The 23,557-nt window shown below is 42.7% G+C and carries 19 protein-coding genes; 5 read left to right on the top strand and 14 right to left on the bottom strand.

The features are described from left to right. The first annotated feature begins 220 nt into the window (after positions 1-220). Both AC59IL_RS15550 and AC59IL_RS15545 read left to right on the top strand, forming a co-directional pair. Positions 221-3,175: a SusC/RagA family TonB-linked outer membrane protein gene (locus AC59IL_RS15550; RefSeq protein WP_496553075.1), complete on the top strand. Its 2,955-nt coding sequence runs from the start codon at positions 221-223 to the stop codon at positions 3,173-3,175. Between the two features lie 23 nt (positions 3,176-3,198). After that, positions 3,199-4,521, top strand: coding sequence for a RagB/SusD family nutrient uptake outer membrane protein (locus AC59IL_RS15545; RefSeq protein WP_496553074.1), 1,323 nt, complete (start codon positions 3,199-3,201; stop codon positions 4,519-4,521). Between the two features lie 64 nt (positions 4,522-4,585). Here AC59IL_RS15545 and AC59IL_RS15540 read toward each other — a convergent pair whose 3' ends face one another. From AC59IL_RS15540 to AC59IL_RS15495, 10 genes are all read right to left on the bottom strand, one after another. After that, positions 4,586-7,879, bottom strand: a complete 3,294-nt coding sequence (locus AC59IL_RS15540; RefSeq protein WP_496553073.1) for a glycoside hydrolase family 2 TIM barrel-domain containing protein — start codon at positions 7,877-7,879, stop codon at positions 4,586-4,588. Between the two features lie 63 nt (positions 7,880-7,942). Then, complete coding sequence (locus AC59IL_RS15535) at positions 7,943-8,635, bottom strand: ABC transporter ATP-binding protein (protein ID WP_496553072.1); 693 nt, start codon at positions 8,633-8,635, stop codon at positions 7,943-7,945. 9 nt (positions 8,636-8,644) lie between these two features. Next, complete coding sequence (locus AC59IL_RS15530; protein ID WP_496553071.1) at positions 8,645-9,907, bottom strand: ABC transporter permease; 1,263 nt, start codon at positions 9,905-9,907, stop codon at positions 8,645-8,647. Positions 9,908-9,913: 6 nt separating this feature from the next. Next, on the bottom strand, positions 9,914-11,026 hold the full coding sequence (locus tag AC59IL_RS15525) for an efflux RND transporter periplasmic adaptor subunit (RefSeq protein WP_496553070.1): 1,113 nt from the start codon (positions 11,024-11,026) through the stop codon (positions 9,914-9,916). Positions 11,027-11,215: 189 nt separating this feature from the next. Continuing rightward, positions 11,216-11,956 (bottom strand): hypothetical protein, encoded by a 741-nt coding sequence (locus tag AC59IL_RS15520; protein ID WP_496553069.1) that lies wholly within the window; start codon positions 11,954-11,956, stop codon positions 11,216-11,218. A gap of 92 nt (positions 11,957-12,048) precedes the next feature. Further along, entirely contained in the window at positions 12,049-12,177 is a 129-nt protein-coding gene (locus AC59IL_RS15515) for a hypothetical protein (RefSeq protein ID WP_496553068.1), read from the bottom strand. A gap of 30 nt (positions 12,178-12,207) precedes the next feature. Continuing rightward, positions 12,208-12,828, bottom strand: a complete 621-nt coding sequence (locus tag AC59IL_RS15510) for a hypothetical protein (protein ID WP_496553067.1) — start codon at positions 12,826-12,828, stop codon at positions 12,208-12,210. Positions 12,829-13,105: 277 nt separating this feature from the next. Beyond that, complete coding sequence (locus AC59IL_RS15505; RefSeq protein ID WP_496553066.1) at positions 13,106-13,522, bottom strand: lipocalin-like domain-containing protein; 417 nt, start codon at positions 13,520-13,522, stop codon at positions 13,106-13,108. 29 nt (positions 13,523-13,551) lie between these two features. Further along, positions 13,552-14,202: a (4Fe-4S)-binding protein gene (locus AC59IL_RS15500; RefSeq protein WP_496553065.1), complete on the bottom strand. Its 651-nt coding sequence runs from the start codon at positions 14,200-14,202 to the stop codon at positions 13,552-13,554. A gap of 233 nt (positions 14,203-14,435) precedes the next feature. After that, positions 14,436-14,942 (bottom strand): GNAT family N-acetyltransferase, encoded by a 507-nt coding sequence (locus AC59IL_RS15495; protein ID WP_496553064.1) that lies wholly within the window; start codon positions 14,940-14,942, stop codon positions 14,436-14,438. Positions 14,943-15,100: 158 nt separating this feature from the next. On the opposite strand from AC59IL_RS15495, the gene AC59IL_RS15490 reads away from it, so the two are divergent. Then, complete coding sequence (locus AC59IL_RS15490; protein WP_496553063.1) at positions 15,101-15,895, top strand: hypothetical protein; 795 nt, start codon at positions 15,101-15,103, stop codon at positions 15,893-15,895. Between the two features lie 113 nt (positions 15,896-16,008). Then, positions 16,009-17,646, top strand: coding sequence for a right-handed parallel beta-helix repeat-containing protein (locus AC59IL_RS15485; RefSeq protein ID WP_496553062.1), 1,638 nt, complete (start codon positions 16,009-16,011; stop codon positions 17,644-17,646). 4 nt (positions 17,647-17,650) lie between these two features. On the opposite strand, the gene AC59IL_RS15480 is transcribed toward AC59IL_RS15485, so the two are convergent. Further along, positions 17,651-18,868 (bottom strand): radical SAM protein, encoded by a 1,218-nt coding sequence (locus AC59IL_RS15480; protein WP_496553061.1) that lies wholly within the window; start codon positions 18,866-18,868, stop codon positions 17,651-17,653. 10 nt (positions 18,869-18,878) lie between these two features. After that, the gene (locus tag AC59IL_RS15475; protein ID WP_496553060.1) at positions 18,879-20,471 is read right to left on the bottom strand and encodes a hypothetical protein; all 1,593 of its coding nucleotides are present in this window, start codon (positions 20,469-20,471) and stop codon (positions 18,879-18,881) included. Positions 20,472-20,844: 373 nt separating this feature from the next. Between AC59IL_RS15475 and AC59IL_RS15470 the strand changes: the two genes are divergently transcribed. Continuing rightward, positions 20,845-21,687: an ankyrin repeat domain-containing protein gene (locus AC59IL_RS15470; protein ID WP_496553059.1), complete on the top strand. Its 843-nt coding sequence runs from the start codon at positions 20,845-20,847 to the stop codon at positions 21,685-21,687. 182 nt (positions 21,688-21,869) lie between these two features. Here the strand turns inward: AC59IL_RS15470 and AC59IL_RS15465 are convergent, their stop codons facing one another. Together AC59IL_RS15465 and AC59IL_RS15460 are read right to left on the bottom strand one after the other, a co-directional pair. After that, positions 21,870-22,769, bottom strand: coding sequence for a right-handed parallel beta-helix repeat-containing protein (locus tag AC59IL_RS15465; protein ID WP_496553058.1), 900 nt, complete (start codon positions 22,767-22,769; stop codon positions 21,870-21,872). 191 nt (positions 22,770-22,960) lie between these two features. After that, entirely contained in the window at positions 22,961-23,494 is a 534-nt protein-coding gene (locus tag AC59IL_RS15460; RefSeq protein WP_496553057.1) for a DinB family protein, read from the bottom strand. Positions 23,495-23,557: the final 63 nt, after the last annotated feature.

Here is a 23,557-nt window from a genome sequence, read left to right as displayed (position 1 = left end):
TCTTATTTTTTATGCAGCAATTGTTGCCGGTAAATTGTCTCCCATGTAAGTACCAACCACCTTATACTGCATTAATTTTGAGCTGATTAAGTTTAAAATTTTACCCCTTGAATATCGCGTAGTTATAATCCCTTCCTGCTACGATTAATCGAAGTACTTTGAATGCGATGGTTTTTTAATCAGTATCCCGCCATTTATTGTTCACTTCAAAACAACCAGCATGCAAAACTTTAAACGATTGCAGTTATTATGCTGCCTGTTTGCGCCATTATGGGTATTTGCCCAGGTAAACGTGTCGGGTACTGTTGTTGATAGCAAGGATAACCCGATACAGTTTGCTTCTGTAAAACTTAAAAATGCCAATCTGGGCACTACTACCGATGCCAATGGAAAATTTAGTTTAAACCTGCCGGGGAAAGGTGGCCTGGTGGAAATTTCCTACATAGGGTATATATCCCAAACTGTTTCGGTGAACAACAGTTTATCTGATCTTATGGTGAGGATGCAGGAAGATGTAGGCCATCTGGAAGAAGTGATTGTAACCGGTTTGGCTTCCTCTATTAAACGATCCAATCTGGCTCACGCCGTAGGTACTATTTCGGCCAAACAACTTGTTGGTACCACCACGCAGGCAACTATCGACGGAGCCCTTTACGGCAAATTCCCCGGAGCAATTATTTCGGCCAACTCAGGCGCCCCGGGCGGTGGTATTTCTGTAAAATTACGGGGCATTACCTCTTTGGTTGGTAATTCGCAACCGCTGTTTATTGTTGATGGCGTTTATTACGATAACTCTTCCATCCAGGGTGGATTGAACTATATATCGAAAGCGGCCGGACAGGGAAATACCAATTTTCAGGATAATCCTTCTAACCGGGTCGCCGATCTTGACCCCGAAGATATAGATCGTATTGAAATACTGAAAGGCGCTTCTACTGCCGCCATTTATGGCGCAAGAGCTGCCGCCGGTGTGGTGATCATCACCACCAAAAAAGGAAAAACAGGTAAACCGAAAATTGAAATTGGCCAAACAATCGGATGGCAAATGCAGCTACGTAAACTGGGACAACGTTCATGGGATACCGCCAAAGTTCGGGCTGCCTATGGCGCAAATGGTATTGCCGTGTTTAATGACAATGGAGGAAAAGTATATAACTATGAAGATGAATTATACGGCAACAAAGGATTTATGAGCAATACCCGGCTTAGCATAAGCGGCGGTAACGACAAAACATCGTATTACGCAGGATTTACCTACAGGGATGATGAAGGTATCGTAAAACACACCGGTTATCGAAAATCTTCTTTCCGGCTAAACCTCGATCAAAAAGTTACAAAATTCCTCGACCTGTCGCTGAACTCAAACTACGTTGAATCAAGCGCCGATCGCGGTTTTTTCAACAACGATAATACCAGTACCACATTGGGTGTATCGTTTGTTTCAACTCCTTCGTGGGTTAATTTATATCCCGATGCCAATGGCAACTTTCCCAATAATCCGCTGGCGCCTTCTAATTTTATTCAAACCCGCGATCTGATCACGAACAATGAAAAAGTGAACCGGCTATTGTTGGGAGCAAGGGCCACGTTTAAATTGTATAGCACACAAAAGCACGATGTTAAAGTGATTGCCCTTGGCGGTATTGATTATTATACACTGAATACAAAAGCCATTTTCCCGGCTGTGCTGCAGTTTGAGAAAAATGGCAATGGCACCAATGGCGCATTGATTTATGGAACAACCGTTACCACCAACACCAATCTTTCTGCTTTGGCAGTGTACGACTTTAAGCCGGGTAACAACATAGAGTTTACAACCCAGGCAGGCATCAATGCGTTTAATGTTGACCTCAATACAATTGTAAATACGGCCACACAACTGATCGGTACACAAACCAACCTCGACCAGGCCGGGTCTATACAGGTTGAACAGAATAAGAACATTTCGAAAGACCGCGGTTTTTTTGTTCAGGAAGAATTCAATTTCAAAGATAAGGTTATTGCTACCCTTGGTTTACGGGGCGATAAATCGAGCCGTAACGGAGATGCTGATAAACTTTATTATTATCCCAAAGCCTCACTGGCCTTTAATCTTCTTTCAGTTACTTCGGTAAAAACTTTCAGCCTGCTGAAAGTGCGCGGGGCTTATGGCGAATCAGGAAACTTTGCACCTTTTGGCGCTATTTATACTTCATTGGTGCCGGTTAATTTTAACAGCACTACCGGCTCGTTAGTAGATATAACAAGGGGCGCTGCCAATCTGAAACCCGAACGGCAAAAGGAGCTTGAACTGGGATTTGATGGCGGCATTCTGGAAAACCGTGTTGGATGGGAAGTCACCTGGTATAAAAAAGACGTTGAAGACCTGATTTTAAAAGTACAAACAGCCAGTTCAACGGGTTTCGCAACTGCCTGGAAAAATGTGGCTGCCATTCAAAATAAAGGCGTGGAAATTGGATTGAATGCTGTACCGGTGATCAGTAAAGACTGGCGATGGAACCTTCAGGTTAACTGGTGGAAGAATAAGGCAAAGGTTACCCGGCTCGAAGTGCCTGCATTTAATGTGGGCGCATTTGGTGCAACCTTAGGTACTTACCGTATTGAAAAAGGCAAAAGCCCTACTCAAATGGTAGGTATTGGCGATAGTGCCGTAGATAAAATTGATCCAACTACAAAACTGGCCGTGTTTGGCAATGCCGAACCTGATTTCAATCTTTCATTCACAAACAATGTTACCTGGAAGAACTTTGAATTAACGGTATTGATGCATTGGAAGAAGGGAGGCGACAATATTAACCTCTCCACTTTGTTAAGCGACATTTTTGCCACCTCACCCGATTATGATAAAAAAGGTCTTGATCCCAAGGGACAAAAAACAAATGGAGCTTACCGCTTATCTATTTTGGGTGTTACTGCACGTCCGTGGATAGAAGATGCTTCTTATTTCAGGGTTCGTGAAATAGGGCTGAGCTATACATTGCCCGGCAGCTGGTTCAAAAATATTGCTAAGGTAAAAGTTGGTTTTTCGGGAAGAAACCTGATCAATATTTTCGATTATAACAGTTATGATCCCGAAGTATCCAACTTTGGTATAGATGCTATTTCGAGTAATGTTGAAGTAACGCCGTTCCCATCGGCCAAAAGTTTTCACTTTAATGTATCAGTTACTTTTTAATCAGTCAACTTAAAAGTTTGTTTATGAAATATCAAAATAAACTATACCGGCTTAATTGGGTGGCCCTGTTAATTTTTATACTCTTTGGCTGGTCGTCCTGTACAGTTGATGCCATTCTTGATCCCAACAATCCCAGCACCAATGGGATTACCCAAAATGCTTCGTTGGGCGAATTACAAAATCTGGCAGTAGGAATCGAAGCCGGCATGCGAAATAATATAAACTTTTACCTCGATGGGGTAAGTGTTATTGGCCGGGAGTATTATCGTTTCTCTACTTCTGACCCCCGTTTTACATCCGACCTGTTGGGCAAAGGAAGCGCTACGCTCGATAACAACACTTTTTATACTACCAATCCGTTCGATGCACGGTATCGTGTGGTAAAGAATACAAATATTCTTATTGCAGCATTGCAGAATACAAAAGCAACTATCAGCGATGCACAACGGAAAGCGGGTATTGCTTATGCCAAAACTGTACAGGCCTATGAATTGCTGATGGTGTTCAATCAGCAATATGATAATGGCATCAGGGTCGATGTTTCGGATCCCGATAAATTAGGCCCGTTTCTTTCAAAAGATGAGTCGCTGAATGCCATACAAACTTTGCTAAACGATGCCAATGCCGATTTAAAGGGCAATACTGCTGATCTTCCATTTTCAACGACCCTGTTTAGTAAAAAGGCCAGTGAGTTTTCGAAATTCAACCGCGCTTTGGCAGCGAGGGTAGCTGTTTATCGTAAAGACTGGAGCTTGGCCAGTACCGCACTCACAGAATCTTTTTTTGATTTAAACGGAAGTCTTACCGATGGAGTGTATTATCTGTTTTCAACCGGGGGCGGCGATCTGCTGAACCCTGTATTCTTTCCCCTGAATACACCACCGGCCGAGGCCCGGGTAGTGCAACCTTCTTTTATTACCAATGCCGAAGCGGGTGATACCAGATTGAGCAAAGCGCCGAAGCGTACTTCTACCGCATCGCAGGATGGATTAACAAGTGACTATGATTTTTTTGTTTATAAAACCAATGTGGCCCCGATACCTATTATTCGAAATGAAGAATTGATATTGATCTATGCCGAAGTGCAGGCGCAGTCAGGCAATTCATCGAATGCCATAACGGCCATCAATAAAATTCGCAATTCGGCCGGGTTGGCAAATTATTCAGGCGGCAGTGATTTGAACAGTTTGATTACAGAAATATTAAAGCAGCGTCGTTATTCCTTATTTGGCGAAGGCCATCGCTGGATCGACATGCGTCGTTATGGCCTGTTGAATCAACTGCCTATCGACAGAACGGGTGATGATGTTTGGGTGCAGTTTCCGCGTCCGGCAACGGAATTATAGGTTATTCAATATATCGTTAATAAAAAAAGCGCCCCGATTCATCGGGACGCTTTTTACTTAGAACTTAATACTTAACACTTAATACTTTCATATTGTCAACCGGCCCTTTGGCGGGTACCAGGTAAAATTTGTAATGATATGGTTTGGCCGGAACCTGGTATTTTTCAAGCGGCGCTGCTACATCACTCCAGCTATCGTTGCCGCCTACACCCATTTGAATAAGATCGATATTCAACGTAATGTAACCGGCATCCTTTAATTTATTGGTGTGTTTGGCAGTTTCGAGGTTCTCTTCGGTATATGGCCATGCGCTCATGCTTAATAAGCTATCGGCAACGATCAGTAAACCTTCACTTTTTTTATTAGCAAGGAACATCCAACGCACATCTGTTCTGTTGCCATTTTCCTGCGGCACGGCATAGGGTTCCATAAAATTGTATATGTTCTGCGCGTATATGGCCGCATCAAAGGCATAATTGCGGTCGATGTAATTTTCCATGGGGCCTTTGCCGTACCAGGTAATGCTGTCGTAGCTTCCTGCAATACCTGTTTGCATACCTACTTTGGGTATGTTGGGCAGACCGGGTTGTACATCTAATGTATAATCAACTTTTATTACGCCATTTCCGGTTATGGAATAATTCACTTTTACCCGGGCGCTGTCGTTGATCATTGAATAGTTGCTTGAAATAATTATGTTTTTACTATCGTTTGCATCTGCAACTGAAATGTTCACCAGCTTTGGAACGGCTTCGTACCATTGACGCAGTTTTTTGTTGGGCTTCCAGCCGCGACGGTCGTTATCGGTAAGCGCACGTTTGAAATGTGGCAATAAAGGCTGCATCAACTGTTCTTTGCCATTGTATTTGTATGATGTTAAGGCTCCGTTCTTTTTATTGATAACAATCTGAAAATTTTTGCCGCTCAGTAAAAAGCTGTCGGGTGCTTCTTTCAATAAAACCGGTGAATTGCTTTTGCCTGCATTCGTTGAAGCGGCTAAACCTGTTAGCGCAAACTGATTGGAGGCTACTTCAAAACCTTTGGGAGCCCAGGGTTCATTTTGTAGCAGGTAAAAGTGGATGTCGGTTAGGTACTCACTGCCTTTTTTTAATACAGGTAAATACGAAGCGATGCTGATAATGGTATCTTTTCCTGCCGCGAGGGTAATGGCCGGCAATGTTCTATTAACTATCACTTTACCATCTTCACGTATAATAAGTCGCGCTTCATAGTCGCCTAACGATTTAACAGCATGGCGATTGGTGATCTTTATCAATGCTTTTCCGGCATCGGTTAATTCAGTTTCGGCGCCCTGATAAATTCGTTTGCATTCATACATGGCGGCTTTGGGTGTACCGTCAGAGGCAGCAATGCCCTTGATGGTAAAGTTGTCGAAATATTTTTCGCCGAAGTCGCCTCCGTATGCATAATACTTTACACCGGCGCTATCTTGCTTTAATAATCCCTGGTCTTTAAATTCCCAGATTGCGCCACCAATAACACGTGGCGTTGCACGGAACATATCCCAAAAATCTTTCATGTTGCCATTGGAGTTTCCCATGGCATGCGAGTATTCAACAAAAAATATCGGTCGTTTGTCGCTGTTGTTTTGTTCGGCCAGCAATTTGGGTGTGTAAATTCCGGGATACATGCGACTTACGATATCAACATAGGGTTGGTCCTGCGGATTTTGTAAACGGTGCGAATGATCGTTGGGTTTTAAATACCGTGGGTCTGATGGATCGATGTATCCTTCGAGCCTGGGATTACCCATGGCCGGTTCATAATGCACGGGACGGGTGATGTCAAAATCGTGTATCCACGCCGCCATCGATGCATGGTTCGGCCCACGACCGGCTTCGTTACCCAAACTCCAGATGATGATACCCGGGTGATTTTTATCGCGCAGCACCATGCGATTGCTTCTTTCGAGGTAAGCGCCTGTCCAGGCGGCATCATTGCTCAGTTTACCACCCAGTCCGTGTGTTTCGAGGTTGGCCTCATCGATCACATAGATGCCATATTCATCGCACAGATCGTACAGGTAAGGATCCATCGGGTAATGACTGGTGCGAATACAGTTGAAGTTAAATTGTTTGATGGTGCGCACATCCTGCAAAATATCTTCGCGCGATAATGCCTTTCCTTTTGTTGGATGATGATCGGGCCGGTTAACACCGTATAAATAAGTGAGCTTTCCATTGATCAGCAGTTTGCTGTTGTCTTTTGAAAACTCAATCGATCTGAATCCGACTTTGCAACTCTTTGCTTCGAGCAACTTACCGGTACTGTCTTCGAGCGAAAGCACCAGCGTATACAAGTTGGGTATTTCATCACTCCATTTGTCGGGATTGTGAAGGTTTGCTTCCAGTAATCCGAATTTCACATTGTCGAGCCTGGGATAAATTTCATTGATGATGCTTTCGGCTGATCTTTGTAATGGCTTTTCGAAAATTGATTTGCCGGTTTTGTCGTACAACTGTGCCTTTACCACATAGCCTGATACTTCTTTTCCGGTTAAATTTTCGATGCGCGGCCTGATGCTTAACACAGCATCTTTATAGTCTTTATCGAGTTTTGTTTGCCAGTGAAAATCTGCAATGCGCAGCGAAGGTTCGGCAAGCAGCATTACTTCGCGATGAATACCGCTCAGGCGCCACTGGTCCTGGTCTTCGAGAAAGCTGCCATCGCTCCAGCGAATGACCCATACAGATAATATATTTTCACCCTCATTCAGGTAAGGAGTGATGTTGAATTCTGAAGGAAGAAAACTGTCTTCGGCATAACCAACGAATTTTCCGTTGAGCCATACTTTATAGGCAGAACTTACACCGCCAAAATGCAAGGTGATATTCATGTTCTTCCACGAAGCGGGAATGGTAAAGGTTCTCTGGTAACATCCAACACCGTTATAATCTGTGGGAGGGTAGGGCGGATTAACAGGCCGAAACGGATATACCGCGCTTTTATAAATCGGCTTATCATATCCTTTCATTTCCCAGCTTGAAGGTACTTCAATTTTTTTCCAGCCGCTGACGCGGTTCTTATAAAAATCAACAGGCGCATCGGCGGGTTTTAATGCAAAGAAAAAATCCCAGTCGCCGTTCAGCGACAGCATGCGCGATTTATTTCTGTCGCCCGAAAGTGCATCGGCGTTATTGCTGAATGAATAAGCGGTTGTGCGGGCTGCATCGCGGTTGATACCGCTTACCAGTGGGTTCTGCCAGGGTTCGGCGTTGTAAATGGCAGGCACATTGGGAATAGCTGCCGGCGTTTTATCTACCAGCTGTGCCTGCAATGGTGCGGTTATCATGAAGCCAACAGTAACCAGGCCCCATGTGCTCATTTTGTTTTTCATTTGGGTGCAAATATAAGGCGACAGGGTACAAGGTACAAGGGAGCAGGATGGTACAGGTTGCCGTTAATCAGGAAAGTGCAGGCCGGGTTCCACTCTTCCATCTACCAGCTCAATAATGCGTTGCGATTTGCCTGCAAAATCGCGATCGTGCGTTACTGTAATGATGGTGTTTCCCTGTTTTGCCAGTTCATTTAAAATTGAAAATATGATGGTTGTATTGGCCGAGTCGAGATTGCCGGTTGGTTCATCGGCCATAATGATATCGGGGTTGTTGATCAGCGCTCGTGCTATAGCTACGCGTTGCTGCTGGCCGCCTGATAGTTTTGCCGAAAGCTTTGATGCATATTTCTCCATCTCCATCTGACGCAACTTTTCCATGGCATTTTTTTCAATTGTTTTTATATCCCATTTGCCCAGCTTCAACGCAGGTATCATTACATTTTCGAGCGCCGTAAATTCAGGCAGCAAAAAATGGAACTGGAATACAAATCCTATATGCTCATTGCGAAAGCGGGCCAGTGCATTTTCACTGAGCCCGGTTACCTGTACGCCGTTGATATCAATGGTTCCTTCATACTCAGTATCCAATGTAGAAAGCAGGTATAATAAGGTTGATTTGCCACAGCCCGATTTACCCATGATACAAACAAATTCGCCCTTGTTTATAGTCAGGGAAACATCATGCAATACATGGAATGTATCGGGTTGATGAAAATATTTGTTCAGCTTTTCGGCTTTTAACACTTCTGTGGGCATACATAATCTTTAACCGCGTAATATGGCAACCGGATCTATTTTCGATGCTTTCAGGGCGGGCATCAGCCCGGCCAGCAAAGTAGTAAGTACTCCGAAAGCGGCTCCTGCAATATAATAGCTGATTTCAAAATTCACGGGAAAATGATCTATAATGAAAAACTCATCCTCGGGCCAGGGAACTTTCGACAGGGCATATGATGAAACAAAACCTAATAAAAGTCCTGCCAGTGCACCAAGCAGTCCTATAGTTAATGATTGTGATAAAAATATCTGCACGATATCTTTTTTCCCGAAGCCCTGTGCTTTCAAAATGGCAATGTCTTTCATTTTACCTGTTATCATCATGTTCATGATATTGTAAATACCGAAACCGGCTACGAGCAACAACGTAAAACTTATTACATAACTGAATACATCGCGGATGAAATTTCCCGCTTTAATAGAAGCATTCACGGTTTCCCAATCGTCGGCCTTGTAACCGTATTTTTGCGCAAGAACAGGTGCGAGCGCCGGTGCGCGATTCATATCTTTTAATTTAATGCGGATGTCGGTGACATAATCGCGGGTTTTGCCCAATAACTGTTGCATCGATGCAATGCTCACATATGCTTTAAATTCATCCATCGTTGAAATACCGAATTTATAGGTGCCTACCACTCTAAAACGCATTTGTTCGCCCGTTGGCGATGTGGCGGTTACCAGATCACCCTGCGTAAGATTTAACTTATTCGCCAGTTTATATCCGAGTATAATTCCATTGTTGGCGGTCAACAGGTTTTCGGTGCGGCCGGTGCTCATTTTTTCCGACAGGTTAAACAATTTATCTTCCTCCCTGATGTCGACCCCATCGAGCATGGCACCCAGTTGTACTGGTCCGTAATTGAACAGTATCTGTGCCGATACAAGCGGCGATACGGCAATTATTTCATTGTTTTTTTTCAGATCAGCAACAATACCCGGAGCGTTTTTAATATTCATGTTGATTTGTTTGGGCCGCGGATGATGAACAACGACCCAATTGGTGGTATTTTTTTGAAAGTACCTGACGGCAACAGAGGAGGAGTAATCGGTTTTAAAATCGTTGTAGATACGAATATCCGGTGTAACAGATACCAGAATGTTCTGGAAGAAATCGTTCATCCCCTTCATAAAGCTAACGATGAGAATAAACATGCCTATGCCGAAGGTTACTCCCAGCATGGCAACGATCGTTTGCCGCTTTCGTGAAAGCAGGTGTACTTTAGTGATGCGGAGGTTTACCGGTAAAATCATGGCGTTCTATTTTTGAATGAGTAACACGGGCGTTTTTTCATCTATTCCCGACAGAATTTCTACATAATCAAGGGTTGAAATACCGGTTTGTACGTGTGCTTTAGTTTCCTTTCCTTTTACATGAATTAAAACAGTATCATTATTGACAAAGGCTGTACGTGGCAATACCAATGCCCTGTTTTTGGTTTGCACGATGATATTCGCTTCTATTGAGCTGTGAATAAATGATTGTTCAGGCAGTTGTATAAAACGGGCATCAACACGAAAAGTTTGATCAGCTTCGTTCATTACCGGATAAATGCAGGATATCGCTGCTTTGTAAATGGTGCTGCCGGTTATATCGGCCTGAAGCAACACCTGCTGGCCGATTTTAATTTTATCAATATCCTGCTGATCTACTGCGAGGCGAATTAAACGATCGCTGCGCTCGCCCAGTAATGCAACTGTTTCATTGCTGTAAACAGTTTCTCCGGCTTCTTTATAGGTTTGATAAACTACCCCATTTGTGTTGCTTCTGATAAAATATTCCTTCAGGTCTTTACCGGCAGCGGTGAGCTGGCTTTGCGCGTTGCTATGCGAAACCTGTAAATCGTTCAATGCGGTGAAATATTTTTGTTCGGCGATCTTTTTCTGGTTCAGCGAGATCAGATAATTGGTGTATGCATTGTCGAGATTGCTTTTGGTGCCGATATTCTTTGTCCACAGGTTATTGTAGCGATGCCAGGTTGCGGAATCATTGGTGAATTTCACCTGCGCATTTTGAACCGATAATTTAAGGTCGTTCAGCAGCGGTGATTGTTCCGAAAGGTTTGTTGATACAACATTATAATTTTTTAATGCAGCATTAAATTTTTCTTTTGCGGCATCATGGCTTATAATGTACAACAATTGTCCCTTAAGGATAGTATCTCCGTCTTTGACCAGTTTTTTTACAATGGTTCCACTGATAAGTGACGATACTTTATACTCGTTTTCGGAAATGATTTTACCCGATGCATACACTGTTTCAATTATGTCCTTCCTTTGTGGATAGGTGACCGGCGCTTTATTACATCCGAACCAACAAACTAATACTATCAATACAATTGCATTCCGGGTATGATGTATTAATGTATTCATAACAGGAAAATATTACTGTAATTTAATCCTGTTACTATATACAAGCGAATGATGCTGGTCACAGCAGGCAATGAGATGTGTCACAACGCAAAGTGATCTGCACCTGCGGAGGATTCTCAGACCGGTTTGCACTGCATCGGTAACAACTACAATGTCAGCGTTTTAATGAATTAATCCGGGCTGTTTGGTTTACCACCATTTAACTTTTGTATCGTTGGATGTTTTGTTGCCGGTAGATTTTTCGATGATGGGTATAAACCGGATGCTGAACGAATCTTCGGTTTGTACTACGAATGGCGCAAACTTATTGCTGTTGCTGTCTAAATAGGTTTTGTCGTTTGCAAAAGTGGTGATATCCCATTTCCGGGCACTGCTGCGAATTTGCTGTACGTAATTCTTAAAGTCGTTTGGAAGCTCTTTTGGGGCATTGCCAAGCGAAATCTCCGTTTCGGGCAAAGAGGAAGATCTTAATTTGTAAACGGCGTTTATTACCACGTCGAAGTACCACGAATTGGTTTGCTCGAGGGCCTCCAGCGAAAAAGTATCTGCAAAGGCTACAATGGCCTGTTGTGACGAAGTGTTGGCATCGAGGATCAGATTAATGCCTGTTGATTTTGTCCATTCAGCTTTTTCGCCTGTTTCACCATTTTTACTAACTCCGTAAAAGGTAATGGCATATTCAAGGGCTGAATTAATTTTTTCGTCTTTATAGTTTATAGGATTATCTAATATTTGCTGAGGCACCACGTTCATCAGCTTATCGAAAATTTCGGTATTTTCTGTGAAACTTTTTGCGGTAATACCAATTCCGGGCACGCTTCGGCAACCCTGCCGGTATAAAATTCCATTTCTGTAAATTTTCATATGAAGCGTTTCCTTTCCATCTAACTTAACTAATATGTGTATTTGCTCAATCTCCTGTTTGTTCATAGTCAGGTTTTCGTTATTAATAGGAATGGTACTATGGTAACAATTGTTGGAAAACGAAAGGTTGCACTATATATTATGTATGGGATGGAAATTTAGGCTTTTGGAGTATCAGCAACAGCTGTTTTATTTTCTGTTGCGGCAGAAGCGACTTTTTCTTTATTGGGCTTGGATTCACAGGCCAGCAGACTGAATGCGGATAAAATAATTATTAATTTTCTCATTGGTACATTTATTTGTTCATATGGTATGCATTAATCCTGCTCCCATTTTCTCCTTGGCGATCCTTCCTGTTTTACAATCCGCCAGCCATTTTCTTCGGCTTTTTTTAATAAGCGTTTTCTGAGTTTTTGCGGGTAGAATATTTTTTTGGAGGTTGTGAATTCCGAATAAGGTTGTACAATATGCAATTGGCCGAGTATTTCGTAGGCTGCGGCGCCGCAACGCATGCCCAATAAGGCATAATCGTAAGGCGGTTCGCGCAGGTATTCCGTGGCTATGCTGTCGAACTGTTGTTTTTGTTGCGGTGTAATGGGAATATACACGATGGCTTTTTTAACGCTATCGCCGCTGCTGCCTAATATGGTATAAAAGTTATCGGAGTTGAGTTCGGCAAAAGTGCTGTGTTTATCGTTTTTTTTGGCAATCCAGTGAAATTTACCGTTTGGCAAAAAGTTCAGTATTTTATTGCTGTCGCCCTCAATACCAACATGGCCACCCAATACGCCGCCAAACCATTTTTGTTCTGTGTCCTTATATTGTTTCAATGGTTTTGAGCCGTAAAGGAAATGAACTTTTAAGTAGGTTGTGTCCTGTGCAGCAGCCCGGGTTAGGGTTACACTAAGAAGGAGTATTAGTAAATGTGATGGTTGCATTGGACCGGGGTTTTGTTTGTAATCCTACGTCCTATCTTTCCGGTTATATTCACCAATTTAGTACATATTTTAATCAGCCTGGTAGATTGTTTTTATCTTCTTCTTCATCCAGTTTGATCAGCATGGTGAAAAAGTCTTTATGTAAACTGATATTAATACAAATAGGATAAACAGGATTGGGCGTTTTGGCATTGGGGTTGGTATTGTGTTTAACCTATAAGGGTTATAGAAAAAAGAATCGGCGCCCGGTATGGTTATCCAGGGTGCCAATTAAAGTTTAGTTTGTCTTAATCTTATAAACTACCTTAATTTCCATCGGGTCATCCGGAGTTGCTTTCTTTGTATCAGCAAGCATAACCAATTCTCCTTCTTTTAAGGAAATGATGCTTGTATTACTGTTTCCATTAATAGTTAGCTTTATTATTTTTTTATTTAAATCATAGCTCCATGTTCCCTTTGTTTTCTCTTTCGAGTCTGTCATTAAAAATGTTTTGTTTTTGTTGAACTCGTAAATTAAATTGGTTGTACCGGGCATTTTACCAATTTTCATTCCACCCATCATGGCATAATCAACTTCCCATTTTTTGCATAGCAGTGTTGCAATGCTGTCTGGGGGTAAGGTAATAGATTGTGCAATTGATTTTAAGTTTGATAAAACCAATAAGAGGATAGCGGTTACAATGAATTTTTTCATAAAACGGGTTTATCGTTTATAAATGTTAACTATTTATTCTCCTCCTCATTATAATGCCATGATAAAGCACCGGTTGGGCATCTGTTTACCTGTTCCTTAATAGCATCAGAATCGGCGCCGGTAATGGTTACCCAGGGTTTGGTTTTTAAATTAAATACTTTGGGTAGCTGGGTAACGCATCTACCCGAATGTTTGCACAACTCAGGTTTCCATACAACCGTTATATCGCCGTTGGTATACTTAATCTTTTTGTCAACATCCTCCTCGTGATAGATGTAATTCCTTACTTTGATATTGCCTTCGAGTATTTTCGAAACGGGGCAGTTCTGCGCAATTTCAAGTAAGCGGTCTTTCTTTTCAGATTCTATTGCTTTTGGAAATAAAATATCGCGGTCGATATAGGTTGTTGTATTTTCTCCGTCTTTTGTCTGGAATAAATTCACATTCACCCGTATTTCAGGAATATCCCATTCCTTCCGGTCGATATACATACGCAGCGTTACAAGTGTGCAGGTGGCCAATGACGATAAAAGCAGGGTAAAAGGATCGGGCCCTGTATCTTTTCCACCATTTTTTACCGGTTCATCTGCAATAAATTGTCCGTTACGCCATTCAATAGTACACTGATATTTTTCTGTGCCGATAGTTCCGTGAACGGGTTTTTGCAGTTTATATTCCATATTAAGTTTTTTAAGGTAAGCGACAAACATCACTCCGGCAATTTAAGTTATGCAGGCTATTGTTTGTAACATCGTACCTAAAAAAACGATGATTTTTTCGCTAAATATGCACAGAAATCAGTGGCTGAACGCTTTCATGAGGAGTTTACATGAAATTAAAACTGCAGGTGACGCTGAGGCAGGGAATAAATCCGGAATGCAGGTTTCCGAATTACATTGATGATTTGATAGTGCTAAACAGCTATTTCAAAAAGGCTGGCAGATTCCTTACCGTAATGCAGCGGTAGATGGCCGTTTGCTTCGGGCCAGGCAGTGCCCAGGTAGGTAAAACCGCACCTGATGTAATAGTTGGTCAGTTTTTCATTACTGCTCCAGGTGTCCATTCGTATAAACCGCCTGCCATTGTTTTTAGCATAATCCTTTGCCCAGGCAATAATGTGCTTCACATATCCATTACCACGGAATAACGGGTCGATTGCAATACGATGGATATATATTGAAGGGTCTTTATCTTTTTCTTTCCATATTAGGGGATCGTTGAATGTAGTGGCAAAAATGCAGGCAACTTCGTTGTTCTCGATTATTTTCCATTGACGCTTTTCTCCAATTTCTTTTTCAATAAACGATCTTTCAAAACCCTGCCAGTGTTGTCCGGCAACCAGTTTCTGGTACAGGGTGCCTTCTTCATACAAATAAAAAATGAGTTCGATATCGTGCATGGTGCTGTTTACAATTTGCATACCTGCGGTTTTTGATTTCAACTGTAAAATTGAAAAATGCTTTGTATGTAAATCAGATTCAGTTTTGGGCGTTTTGACTGTATCAGTTTACAGGAAAGCTGCACCTCATTATACTTTCAAACTTTTAAGGTATATTCAATTTTAAATTTCCCGCATTCATGAACGGCAAAACGTTGATTGGCCTGCTTGCTGCTTTGTTAATTGTACTATCAGGTAACGCGCAGATATTAAACATCGATAAAACAGATACATCGGATTATACCCGCAAAACAAAGATCGCCTTCAATTTTAATACAGGGCTTGAGATCGATAAACAAAAAACAACCTTGTACGACGCCACCAATACGGCAGAGCTATCATGGCAGCAGTATAAAGAGTTATTCATTTTTGCGGCGAGCTACCGGTTTACCTACAACGGTCCGGATGATATTTTGAATGCCGGCTATTTTCACCTGCGCTACAGGCATGGGTATAAAAATAAAATACAGCCCGAACCTTTTGTGCAATTCCAGTGGGATAATAAACGGGGCATTATGCATCGGGCCCTGGCCGGCGCCAACATGCGCTACAATTTCATTAAGGGCGATCATTTTGATTTTAATTGCGGCCTCGGCCTCATGTATGAAGAAGAAAAATGGAATTATACAGCTGTGGATTCTTCCAAAATTCCGGTTGATGCCGTACCGGTAATAAAGGACCTGGTAAAGGTGAATACCTATGTACGGTTCGACTGGAAACCCAATGCCAATAATGATGTAACCTTCAATGTGTTTTTACAATCCCGGCCCGACAGGTTCAAACCCCGCATAGCACCGCATATTCAATGGAACATACAGGCTGGTAAGCACATCGATTTCTCGGTTGCATTTACCGGTATGTACGATACGGCGCCGGTTGTTCCCATCGAAAAATTTTATTACAGTTTGAGTAATGGGTTGTTGCTGAATTTTTGACAGGCCGGCTCTCCAACCTCCCAACACGTAGGGAGGCGCCCTCAAGGACGGTGCAGGATGGCTGTTACTGTTGAATGGGGTAACTTAATTGAAACTAACGATTACAGCCATCTATGAAAAAAAATCATGCTGCAGCAGCATTGCTTTTGCTGCTTATGGGATTCCTGCATTCCCCCGCTTTTTGCACAATATATTATGTAGCCACCAATGGCAACGACGCCAATGCCGGTACCATCAGTTCGCCCTTCCTAACCATAAAAAGGGCGCAAACTTCGGTAGTAGCGGGTGATACCGTATACATTCGCGGTGGTACTTATACAATGACCGAATCACAGATAGCACAGTACTCCGGCATCTGGGCATATGTAACCCTGCTGAATAAAAGCGGTTCTTCGGGTAAGCGCATCAATTACTGGGCTTATCCCGGTGAAAAACCGGTGTTTAATTATTCAAATATTAAACCGGCGGGCTACCGCGTACATGCATTTCAGGTTACCGGTTCATGGATTCATATAAAAGGACTTGAGGTAACCGGCGTGCAGGTTACCATTACCACCCACACCCAAAGTGAGTGTTTTGAAAACCAGGGCAGCAACAATATTTATGAACGGTTAAGTATGCACGATGGTAAAGCCATTGGCTTTTATCTTACCAAAGGAGGTAATAATCTGATCCTGAATTGTGATGCTTATAATAACTGGGATAATGTGTCGGAAGATCAAAAGGGCGGCAACACCGATGGTTTCGGATTCCACCCTAATAACGATGGAGTAGGGTATACGAATAATGTTTTCAGGGGATGCCGGGCATGGTTTAACAGCGATGACGGTTTCGATTGCATCAACGCCTTTGAAGCTGTGACAATCGAAAACTGCTGGAGCTTTTACAATGGCTACTCTACTGCATTTGCCAGCCTGGGCGATGGCAACGGTTTTAAAATCGGCGGTTTTGGCGTTTCTGATTTCAGCAACCTGCCGGCCACTATTCCCCGCCACGTGGTTCGGTTCTGTTTAGCTATCCGAAACAAGGCAAGCGGTTTTTATGCCAACCATCATCTTGGTGGAAACAACTGGTTCAACAATTCGGCTTATAACAATGCGGTAAATTATAATATGCTTAACCGCAGCGCCGATTATTCGTCGGATGTACCGGGTTACGATCATAATCTTAAAAATAACCTCGGCTATGGAGCTCGCAGCACCGAATACAGTAATCTTGATTTTTCGGCAAGCAATGTCAGCACCAACTATTTTAACCTGTCGGTAACAGTGAGCAGCGCCGATTTTTTAAGCACTGATCAAAGTTTACTTACCGCTGCCCGCCAGTCAGACGGCAGCTTGCCGGTTAACAATTTTATGCGGCTGGTATCATCGAGCGACCTGATCAATAAAGGGGTAAATGTGGGACTTGCATACAATGGGTCGGCGCCCGATCTGGGATGCTTTGAGAGCAGTGTAACCACTGTTGCCCGTGTAGCTGTTGCTGATAATTCAGCAGCAACAGCATTTTCGGTATTTCCCAATCCTGTTCACGGAACAATCAGGGCTAATTACAGTTTACAACAACCATCCGATGTACAGCTCAGTTTGTACAATGCCGAAGGTGCTTTAATAGGTATATTAATGAACCGGAAAGAAAATGCCGGTGTTCATAGTTTTTTGTTCAACGACGGGCATTTAAAAACAGCGGGCGTATATTTTTTAAAACTGATTGCCAACGGCAGCGCGCAAACAATACCACTGGTGAAATAGTATGTCAGGCTATTTTTCCGAACTGCGGGCAATAATTATCTTTTTTAGGAAGCGTTGTATTACCATTGCGAATGAGGTCGATAATGTTATACGATTTGGTATGGCAAAAAGGACAGGCATGTACATCGCCGGCTGAGTCGATATAAACGCTGCGGCTGCCTGAAAAGCATCCTACCCGTCGCTGATGAAAGCCATGGTACATTAAGGTTGGATAGCTGCTGTATGCAGGGGAATGATTCACTTTTTTAAAGAATTGTTCCAGTTGCAGAATATGCTTTTCTTCGAGTAGTACATCCTGACCGCCGTAATGACCAATGTTGCGGGGTTCCAGTACCTGTACAAACTGCACGCCCAGCTGCCATGCAAAGTCAACATAAGGCTTCAGACTGCCCTGGTTCAGGAATTGTTTGGTGGCGCATACGCTTACAGCCGTCACCAAACCTTCGCGTCGTGCTACTGCAATGGCGTTTACTGCCATGTTGAATGAATTTGCATGTCCGCGAAACAGGTTGTGCATTTCGGGAATGTAATGATCGATGCTTACCACAATGCCCTTGCAACCTGCCTGTTTCAACAACCGGGCATTGGCGGTTGTGAAATTGAATCCTGAGGTAAGAACCCAGCATTCGCTTTTTTTACGGGCAAAAGCAATAATGTCGACCAGGTCTTTAATGCGCACCATAGGTTCGCCGCCGCTGAAGTGTATCTGCAATACATCCTGTTGCTGGAATAATGCAACAGTTTGCAACAAGTATTCTTTGGTAAAAGTTTCTTTCTGGTTCAGGTTGTCCCATTCAAAACAATGTTCGCAGCGCATAGGGCATTTACGGGTTATGGCCAGAAAAATAAAGGAAGGTTTTTCGGCCGACAGGTTGGGCGATGTGTGCCTGAGCAACTCCCGCTTTATTACATTGTTGTAGGCTTTTGAAGGCCAGCCCGGCGCATAAATGCTGTAATAATAGCGGCCATCGACTTTGTAAATTTTGGTCATGTCGCCACCCCAGATAGTATCTCTGAGTGTTATCATTTTACGGTATACTTTCCGGATTTTATGCGGATAACGCAACCATATTACCGATAGCAGGAAGATATTGCATTTGATTGCCCAATTGATCAGTTTGCGTTTGAATCCTTTGGGCGCGCCATTGCTGTCTGAAAAATTCAATGCTTCATCGTTCAGTTGGCTGGAAGTCATGCCTGGTTGAATAGAGGGGAATTTCATAGCAGATGATTTAATTTTTTGAAAAGATCTCCAGTTCCGATTTGCTGAGCTGTTTAAAGCGTTCTATGCTAAAAGCGGTAAAGGCCCCGGGCTTTTTAAATTGTTTCAGAAATACCTTGTTGATACCGCCTTTAAAATTCCTTACATGGGTATAATATCCCTTTGTATGCAGAATGCAGGTTTGTGTTTTTGTGGTGTCGGTCAGCGGTTCGTAGTTGTAAACGATAGTGGCGGTATTGCCAGGTTCGGGTTGCTCAAGATAAAGACCGTCTTCTTTCATCAGCAGGGGTAAAACATCTTTGTTCAGTTCGTCGGTTGCCTTAACAGGCGCACACTCTTTTATGGCAAACGAATTGTCATCAGAAAAATCTATACCGGCGTAATCGATTTCCCAGAACATAAAACCGGCAGATAATTTTACCTCAACCATAGCCGCATCCGGTTCTGGTATATCAACGGGTACTACTATTTCCCGGTTAGCCACAGGGCCGATGGTTGTAACCGTTGTAATGGTTTGCCAGCCGGCTGCATTTTTAACGCTTACTTCAAGAGGTATTTGCTGATCTTTTACCCATTGTAATAATTCAGCTGCCGGTTTGTTGCGTTGCTGTTTTATATAAGCGGGATAATATTTGCCAAAGCCTTTTGCCAGTTCGCCGTACAGATAATCGAGCCAGTATGAATTTTTGAGCGAAAGTACCAGTTTGGCTGTACGGGCTTTTGATGAATTGCTGAACTGTAAACGCATTTCGTTGTGCCCATTGGTAAAGCTGGTATCGTTCATATAGCATTGTGCATTGTCGTTTTCTTTTTCCAATATCGTGAGGGGCAGCTTTTGATTATTCAGCCAGGCTTGTTCAGGTGAGCGGGGTAGTGATATACTGTATAACTTTCCTTTTTCATCGCTCAGGATCCTGGTGTTTTTGTTATGTGTAACGATCAGCAGGTTGGCCATATCGGTATATTGCCGCTCCTTTAATTCGTTGCTTATTTTTAAACGCAGGGTACCATCGGCAGCAGGCGCCATATTTAATGGTAAATAATCATGTCGCGCCAGTTGCGGATAGATGGCCCCGCCAAAGATCTCTCCCTGCAATGTGTAATTCTCCCCATCCCAGGCGCTTACAAAAGGACAGGAGCTTTTGGTAGCTAAAATAAAAGCGGTTATCAAAGCGGCAGAAGCAATGGTTAAACCAATAGCACCGGTAATATAACTGTTGGCAGTACGTTTTTTATCTTTCTGTATCACTTCAATTTTTTGTACCTGGCGGGGCGAAAAGGCAAACGACCCTATGGTAATGGTTGAATCGGGCTGAATGTACAGGTGTACTTCGTTCAGTACTGCTACATCTTCGGTGTGTTCTTTATATCGTTGTTTTCCCTTGAGGCCATTATTGAGGTGCAGCATGTGCAGGTACGACAACGTATCGAGCCTGCAGGTGAATGTTTGCTGATCGGCGCTTAGCTGCAGGTTTTTCATTGCATAAGCATCGTAGCCGTTGCGCAATATGAAATACCTTGCATGTAATTTGAGGCTATCGAATTTATGCTTAAGCGCCTGTTCGGGCAATGGCTTTACGGTCACCGCCTTGTAGTAATTCATACAGGCTGATAATGTGATGCAGCATAATATTGTAATAGATAACTGCTTAATTCCTGAGAGCGTAAAGTGCAGGAGATTACAGGCCATAACGAAAGCTTAATGGTAAATGATAAATAGTAATAGTTTATCGTTTTTCTGCGTACGAAAACAATACTTCAATAGGGAATGATTGTAGTTACGGGAATACAGGAATCTCTGAAGAATATCTTTTTGAGGTTGCAGTCTTTTGCAGATAGTTATAACTATAACGGGAGCGAATCAAATAATAATTAAATATAAGATATTTTAATATATGTTTGAAATTTTTATCCGCACAATTTAATTGCACATTATCAGTTGTTTCGTAGCTTACTGATGCCTGAATATACTGCCAATGAAAATAATCAGATTGTTACCTGCTTTTATCTGTTCCGTATTGCTGATGCATTGCAGGCAATATGATACCGACATTTTTGATTCAGTAAAAAGAAATGACATTGCCAGCGTTGAACAGTTTATAAAACATGGAGTTGATATCAATAAAAAAGATAGCGAGGGCCGTACGCCCCTTATGTGGGCGGCGCTTATGGATCAAAAAGATATTGCTCACCTGCTGGTAAAAAACAAAGCACTGATAAATGATAAAAACAAATTCGGTGAAACTGCTTTGGCGATAGCAGCTATGAAAGGGCATGCTGATGTTGTTACCATTTTAATTGAAAACAAGGCCGATGTAAATCCGGTTAATGTAGATAGTGTTACACCCCTGATGTACAGCGCCAGTTATGGTTTTGAAAAAGTGGCCGCCCTGCTGTTGCAACACAAAGCGCCGGTTAATGCAGTAAGTAAAGAAAAATTAACGCCGCTTGTATATGCCTCCTTAAACAATCATTACCTGGTGGCTAAATTGCTGATTGAAAAAGGGGCCGATGTTAATTTCATCATGCAGGATCATGAAACCATATTAATGATGCTGGCCACCAAAGGCTTTACCGATATGGCAAAACTACTCATCGATAACGGCGCTTCAGTAAACGCTGTAACCACATATGGGGCTACCGCATTAATGGCCGCCTGCCGCAACCGCCATGCAGGCATGGTAAAATTATTACTGGCATCGGGCGCTGATGTAACTATTAAAGACGAGAATGGTGAAACGTCGATGGATCATGCGAAGCGGGCAGGAGAGTTGCAAATAGTTGAAATGCTGCAGCAGGTACAGGTACGTAAGAAATAAAAAGGCACAGGGCACAAGGTACAAAGCACAGGAAATGCTGCTCAGGGCTCAATTTCTACATTCAAAATTCAATATTCTACATTCGTTATTCGATATTAATAAACACAGGCAATTACCAACAGGTAGACCCCTCTGGGAATACTCATTGGCAATTGCCTGATGTTTATACTATGGAGTACAGATTAATAAATTCTGGTCATCAAACCTGAACCGTTACCGGTACCACCGCTTCCGGTAATGGTTATGTGCCCGGTATTACCATTGCCATCATAACCCCACGCTTTGTTATAGCTGGCTGTGCAATTTGTAACAGTATGAGGTACGCTTTGTCCTGCACTGCCCAGTTTAAAGCCATTGCCATCGCCATTTGTACCATAGCCGTGATTGGTAGATGTACAACCGGTTATTGTAACTGTATAGGGTTGACCATATAAATCCCAGCCATCATCAGAGTTGTGATTGGCTACGCAGCTCGAAAATTTGTTGCCGGCGCCGCCCGATAATTTACAGGCAAAACCATCGGCATTTTCGCCTCCGTTTTGAGTGTCGTAATTTTCATTCGAATGACAACCGGTTACATTGTTGTCGTGCGAGCTGTTGTAAATCTGAAGACCTGTGTCGTGATTACCGGTTGTGGTAACGTTGCTCACATAATTGTAACCACCGGCCTGGAAAACAAGCCCGGCATCGGGACCATTTTTAATGGTCATATTGGTAATGTTCCAGTAGCTGCCGTTACATTTAACTACCCAGCCCGATGATATGCCCGAGCCATCGAGAGTGCCACCTGTGAAGTTGATCTTTGAGCTGCTTGTACCGCTGTTGAGCAGCTGAAGGGTACTTGTTAATTTAATGGTACCGCTTACAGTAATAATATCGCCTGCTTTGGCATTGGCAATAGCGGTTTTTAATGCTGATTCGGTAGTAACTGTGGTGCTCACTGCTGCAATAGTTGATAAGGGTGTTGCTTCTGATTTTGCAGCGTTCGAAGAAGAGGAAGAAGGTGTTTGAGGTTGCTCTGTAACTTTTAAACAACCGGCAATAAAGATAAGGAGCGCGATGGCGCTAACGTGTTTTTTCATACTTAGTGGCAATTTAATCGTTTAAAAAAAAGGTTCCTGATAAATTTAACATATGCGCAACATAGTTAGACTAAGCCATGCACATTAATTTATGCAATCGTTGCCGGTAACGTTTGCAGCTTGCCACCTCGTTTGTAATCTTAAAAAACACTGATGCCGGAAAGTTAGGTATCCCTTCAATCTGTTATACATCACCATTCTTTTCCATCTATATTATAAAAGTTGTAATCGGTCATAGGCGCATCGGTAAACCCAAGGTTACGGCCAATGGTAACAATTTGTCCGCGATGATAGGTGCTGTGATTGGCCACCTGCATTATATACTCGAAATTTTTGAAATCGCACTGGAACCAGGGGCTTACGATCAGTGTTTTGTCGGTCATGTTTTCTTCGGTCATACCACCGATATAGGCAGCCAGTTCAGCAGAGGTGGCAAGCAGGGTATTGAACGCTTCGTTCACTGTTCCGCTAAATGGCGTATGGTTTATTTCGGATTCTTTTTTAATGATCGAAAGCCAGTAGCATTCGGTTTGCCATATATGAAGCAGGGTAAGTTTTATGGTGGGGAAGCTCGATGGCACTTCTTTCTCCAGTAAATAAGCCGGTTTGGTTTTTAGCCAGTTTATGAGTGTGGTATTAGCCCAGAGATTGTAATTCGCATAGTTTTTCATTAAATAGGCCAATGCGGTTTCTTTTGAAACGGGAGTGGTTTGTTGTTGTACCATTTTTATTGTTTTTGATGATACAAAGAAAATAGCAGGTAGTGACAACGGTATGTCAGCAGGAAA

It is taken from the genome of Niastella sp. sgz303648, assembly GCF_059587045.1.
This window is presented reverse-complemented; position numbering and strand designations above follow the sequence as displayed.